This window comes from Terriglobia bacterium, from assembly GCA_020072565.1.
In the GTDB taxonomy this organism is placed as follows: Bacteria; Acidobacteriota; UBA6911; order UBA6911; family UBA6911; genus JAFNAG01.
The window spans coordinates 1-4,556 of sequence record JAIQGI010000124.1 but is presented as its reverse complement, the minus strand read 5'-3'; the positions used below and the strand labels follow the sequence as shown (position 1 = coordinate 4,556).

Genomic DNA, 4,556 nt, shown 5'->3' with positions numbered 1-4,556 from the left:
ATTCAATACCCATAGGCGTCCGCCGCAAGCAACAGCGGCTTCCTTCAAGTGACCTTATCGGAAATGCCCCGGCAAGTTCTGGTTCCTTTGTTATCGCGGATTTCTGCGCCGTGGCATTTCCGATGAAGGCTTACCACTACACAGCCATGTGACCGAAGGCGATTGCCACTTACTGTAACATTCCATATCGCGACTTCGCAAGAATTGTCACAGGCACGCTTCTAGCGCGGTTGCTTCGCTCAGACTTTCTTGCATACCGGCTCCCTTTGCGGTTCTGACCAACGTTCGTTGCCACGATCCGCATGATGCCGTGGGAGGAACAAAGAGTGTCGAACTCAAGATCCTGCCGTGCTCAGAACGAACAATGGCGCTTGCACCGCCCATACAAGTCTGATCTAACGCAGTAGCAGTGAACCGTTGCGAATTACCGTTCCATCCTTCATCACGAACGTGACTCGCTGGAGAGTCGTTATATCTTCGAGCGGATTGTCGGAGACGGCCACGATGTCAGCCAGCATGCCGGGCTTCAGACTCCCGATCTGATTGGATTGATCCAGCAATTCTGCGGCCACCGACGTCCCCGCTTTTATCGCGTCCATCGGCGAGAACCCGCCCTTTCTGACAAGGAATTCGAAATCCATCGCCTGATTGACTTCCCAGGGCATCGACCCAGCGTCGGTCCCCAAAACGACCTTCACTCCCATAGCCCGTGCCCGGTTCAACGCTTGGTACTCCAGTTCCAGCGTCCTGCGTAAGGGGGAAGCTTCGCTTCTGGCATTGTAGTATTCGTAGACCGACAGGGTAGGGCACCAATATGCGCCTTGGTTTTTTGCCTGGGTTAAAAGCTCTTCCGTGAAGCCATCTCCATGTTCGATGCTGTCGGCCCCGGCATCCAGAGCGGACTTTATTGCTTCATGACCTACGGCATGGACCGCCGTCTTACGCCCCAAGCGGTGAGCTTCGCGGACCATGACCGCCATCTCATCCTGAGTGAAATTAGGTAGGGCCGAGATTTTGCCGTCTTGGGTGACGCGGTAAGGCTGCCAATCCGCGTAAATCTTGATCCAGTCGGCCCCATTTGCCACCTGCTCCCGCACGGCTCTTAGACACTCTTCGACACCAGTAACCATTTGCACACCCTTCGGCAGGGCAAGTTCCCAGGAATAGTCGTCGGGCATATATCGCCCCGGGGTGTTCAAGCCCCGCGTCGAGACCCAAAGCCGCGGTTCGGGAACTATACCCCGGTCGATGGCTTTTTTCAGATCGACATCGGCATACATCGCGCCTTCGCTCTCGACGTCCCGCATAGCGGTAAATCCGCGCAACAGGGCTTTCCATGCTGAGGACGCCGCACAAAGAGTCCTGAACGGGATGGAGTTTTTGTATAGTTCCGCCCCGTAATCGTCGCTGCCCGTCGCCATTATATGGGTATGCGCGTCGATAAAGCCCGGCAGAACGGTGTTGGCACCAAGATCGATCACTGCGGCTTGTGCGGGCACGGGAATTTCTTTGCCGATCTTTACGATCTTGTTCTTCTCCACCAGAATGGTAACCCCCTCGAATGCTCTGTCGCTGTATCCATCAATCATGCGCCCTGCGCGAATGGCAACGGTTTGGCAAAGTGCCGTAGTAAAGAACACGCCGACAGCAAGCGTAAGCAGAATCGCGAATCTCATGGGCTTCATAGCGACACTCCTTGGAATGGCACGCATGTAATGAAGCTGCCCCAAACATGTGGCCTATCTATCGGATCTTAGTGCGAGATGCTCTTGCCAATCATGGAGCATGTCTCCGTTGGCTATGCGGGCACTGCAATCAAACGTTGTTGTGATTATAAGCCGCTTTATGCGTCTTTTGATATCTGAATCTGCAGTGCTTATGTGAATATCGGGCACTCGAAAAATGGCAAGCTCCCCAGAAAACGGGCATGTGGGAAGTTGACCGGTGACCAGCCACTCGGACGAGATACCGACAACTCAAGCAAGTGACTATGGGTTTTGTGGCATAACCGGCTCTATAGTTACCGGCTCAGATGCTTTTTCGTCTAGCGCACATGAACGACGCGCGTCCAGGCCCACCGGTCGCCCACGCGAGCCCGCTCCGGCGAGCGCAGGATCAGCAGCACGCCCAGAATGTTAAAGGCAGGCAGGCTGTCCACCGCCCGCAGCACGTTGCGGAGCACAGCCCTCTTGATCCCGGGCCTGCCCCCACCCACCGCGATCACCCGCAGGCCGAGCACCCATTTGCCCACCGTCTGGCCAAACAAGCCTTCCAGCAGCACGTAGTACAAAATTATCACGATGAAAAACACGATGCAGATCGGATCGGAGATGAACAGCCCGGAGCTCCAGCGGTGATCGGTCGGGGCCATCAGCCACACGCCCTTCACCAGGCGCGTGATCGGGAAGAAGAACGCGCAGAATACCAGCAGATCAACGAACAGGGCGGCAAATCGCGCCGCCAATCCGGCATAACGGACGTTATCAAGGTTCATGTTTTCGTCACTTGATGCGTCATACACTCCACAGGACGCAGCCTGTAGACACACAGCCTATCACAGTACGGAACTATATTCATCGGAGACCGGGGACAGCCCACCAATAGCAAAAGGTAGGGCGCAGTGCTGAAGAGGGGGCTCGGGTCAGCCAATCGGCGGCGTAGATCCTCAGCAAGCGGTCCCTCGCTCATTCCTTCACTTTCATAAAACACTCCGGGAGCCGAAGCGCGCGTGACAGAAAGATCCTCGATCCCGATCTGGGTTAACGCTTTTGCACCGCGCTCGATGCTTGTTCCTTTCGATTGATCGGGTCAAGATATGTGCCAGCGCCCGCTGGCCCGGTATACCAGTTGGAACCATAGATACATTGATGCTCGTTTCTTGGAGGTCTAATTCAAGTCACTTCTCCGGTTTACCGACTTATGAGGCAAGTGGCCCGAAGCAATAGCGGCAAAACCTCAAACATCGGGACTTATGGAAAAGGATGAGAGAAGAGGGCGTTGCGAGCCTGGAATTTTTGCAGACTTACTCTGTCCGGCGCACGTGTCAGGGACGCCAGCTCAGGAAAATACCTGTTCGTCCATGTTGCGATTCGCTGATATAGGTTGCCCCTTGGTGAATTCAGAGTGAATTCAGCCTTCTTCTGGCATCGGCAATTAGTGAGTCGTCTTTATCAGCTTTCGACTTGAGGTCGAGGAATTTTTGATAGGATCTCCTGGCGGCGTTCTTGCCCCCTTGGCCTTCTTGCGCGCGACCGAGATAGTAATAAAACTCATCCAGATATCGATAACTCGGGAGATCATTCAGGAAAATGGACGTCGTCTCGCCCATCCGCTTTTCGCATTTCTCGAATTCCGAACAGGCTTCTGGAAAGGCTCCTGCCTCAAGATAGGTGCGTCCCAGAGAAAATCGTCCCAGCCAGGTATCCACCGTGACCTGCGCGTCCTGAAAGGACTTCAGGGCCTGGATTGGAATTCCTCTCTTAAGAGCCATACTGCCTTCAATCAGTTTGCCATAAGCCTGATGAATATCCTGAATGCTTTTGTCCAGGGTCTGCGCGATAACTTGGGCCTTATCCCCGGCGCCCGCTTCGACATAGACCTGGGCGGCGGCGAATAAGATCTCTTCTCTGCGATTCGCCTTGATTGCCTGGTCCGCTGCTTTTTCGGCCGCAACTTTCTTGCCCTGGCGCAGACGGGTCTGCGCGACCATGATGGATTTGTCAGCAGCTCGGTAATTGAAATTCTTTGCAAGGTCAGCGGCGATACCCTTCTCGAGGATTGTCAGGGCATCGTTCAGCCGGCCTTCATATATGGCGAGGTCGGCCAGCCCGGAGGCAGACAGGGATGCGCCTAGGGGACCTAAGACCTCAAGCTGCCGATAGATTTTCATGGCCTCGTCAGACCGGTTTCTCGCCAACTCCGTGAGGGCAAGAACCACAAATGCCTTGGCGTACGAGGGATCGATTTGGAGCGTCTTGCGCGCCTCCTTAGTGGCGCTGTCAAGGTTGCCGGAGGCAAGCGCATACCAGCTTTGGTTATAGCGATAATCGAGATTTTCGGGATCGATCTCGATAGCACGCAGGCCTTCCTGGAAAGCATCCTCCATTTTGTAGGCCATGAAATATGCCAAAGCCAGATTGGTGTGCCCTGCCATATCTTTCGGATGTTCCTTTACCAGGGCGGCATATTCCTCGGTTGCCAGCTTGTAGTTTTGCTTGAAGAGATAGTACCCTCCGCGAGTCCTGTGTTTTTCCCGGTCCGTCATCTGCTCGATCCGGTTCAGGGCATCCTTGTAGAATCTTTCAGCCAACGGGATTTCCCCTTGGGCATAGTAGGTGGCGGCTAAACCTGCATACGCGCGGCCGAAATCGGGGTCGTGTTTAAGTGCCGCCAGATAGGCCTCAATGGCTTCCTTTTCCTTGCCTAGCCTCGATTTCCACGGTACTGGAAATGACTAACGCGTCCAGCCGCATTGCCCTGAAATCGGGCAGCCGGGCCGTTTTGAGCCTCGAATCGTTAGCGATATCGAATACTTATCTGTAACGATAGTGCATACC

The 4,556-nt window shown here is 54.6% G+C and carries 3 protein-coding genes; all 3 read right to left on the bottom strand.

The annotated features are described in order from the left end of the window. Positions 1 to 395: 395 nt before the first annotated feature. Positions 396 to 1,685 carry an amidohydrolase family protein gene (locus tag LAP85_29605; protein MBZ5500567.1) on the bottom strand — a complete coding sequence of 430 codons (1,290 nt, stop codon included), beginning with the start codon at positions 1,683 to 1,685 and terminating at the stop codon, positions 396 to 398. 359 nt (positions 1,686 to 2,044) lie between these two features. Then, on the bottom strand, positions 2,045 to 2,494 hold the full coding sequence (locus tag LAP85_29600; protein ID MBZ5500566.1) for an RDD family protein: 450 nt from the start codon (positions 2,492 to 2,494) through the stop codon (positions 2,045 to 2,047). Positions 2,495 to 3,118: 624 nt separating this feature from the next. Further along, positions 3,119 to 4,309 (bottom strand): tetratricopeptide repeat protein, encoded by a 1,191-nt coding sequence (locus LAP85_29595; GenBank protein ID MBZ5500565.1) that lies wholly within the window; start codon positions 4,307 to 4,309, stop codon positions 3,119 to 3,121. Between the last annotated feature and the right edge of the window lie 247 nt (positions 4,310 to 4,556).